At 68.2% G+C, this 1,073-nt stretch carries 1 protein-coding gene; it reads left to right on the top strand.

What is annotated here, in order from left to right; all coding sequences use genetic code 11:
* On the top strand, positions 1 to 1,073 hold a 1,073-nt coding region (gene pgi / locus ACGF8A_RS34580), incomplete at both ends, for a glucose-6-phosphate isomerase (protein ID WP_393114814.1).

Here is a 1,073-nt window from a genome sequence, read left to right as displayed (position 1 = left end):
TTCACCGACCGTGACCTGACCGTGCGGTTCGTCTCCAACGTCGACGGCGCCGACCTGCACGAGGCGACGCGGGACCTGGATGCGGCCGAGACGCTGTTCGTCGTCGCGTCCAAGACGTTCACCACGATCGAGACGATCACCAACGCGACCTCGGCGCGGCAGTGGCTGCTGGCCGCGCTGGGTGACGAGGCGGCGGTGGCGCGACACTTCGTGGCGCTGTCGACGAACGCGGAGAAGGTCGCGGAGTTCGGTATCGACACGGCCAACATGTTCGAGTTCTGGGACTGGGTGGGGGGCCGCTACTCCTACGACTCCGCGATCGGTCTGTCGTTGATGATCGCGATCGGGCCGGAGCGGTTCCGGGAGATGCTGGAGGGGTTCCGGCTGGTCGACGAGCATTTCCGCACCGCGCCGGCCGAGTCCAACGCGCCGCTGCTGCTGGGCCTGCTGGGCATCTGGTACGGCAACTTCCACGACGCGCAGTCGCATGCCGTGCTGCCCTACAGCCACTATCTGTCGAGGTTCACGGCGTATCTGCAGCAGCTCGACATGGAGTCCAACGGCAAGTCGGTGGACCGTGCGGGCCGGCCGGTGCAGTGGCAGACGGGGCCGGTGGTGTGGGGCACGCCCGGTACCAACGGGCAGCACGCCTACTACCAGCTGATCCATCAGGGCACGAAGCTGATCCCGGCGGACTTCGTCGGTTTCGCGCGTCCGGTCGCGGAGCTGAGCGAGGAGCTGAAGGCGCAGCACGACCTGCTGATGGCCAACTTCTTCGCCCAGACGCAGGCGCTGGCGTTCGGCAGGACGCCCGAGGAGGTCCGCGCGGAGGGTGTGCCGCCGGAGCTGGTCGCGCACAAGACGTTCCAGGGCAACCACCCCACGACCACGATCCTCGCGCGCGAGCTGACCCCGTCGGTGCTCGGCCAGCTGGTCGCCCTCTACGAGCACAAGGTGTTCGTGCAGGGCGCGGTGTGGAACATCGACTCCTTCGACCAGTGGGGCGTCGAGCTCGGCAAGGTCCTCGCCAAGCGCGTCGAACCCGCCCTGACCGAGGGCGCACACGTGCCCGG

The organism is Streptomyces sp. NPDC047706 (assembly GCF_043204795.1).
In the GTDB taxonomy this organism is placed as follows: Bacteria; Actinomycetota; Actinomycetes; order Streptomycetales; family Streptomycetaceae; genus Streptomyces.
The sequence above is the reverse complement of the archived record's forward strand: the minus strand, read 5'-3'. Positions and strand labels throughout refer to the sequence as shown.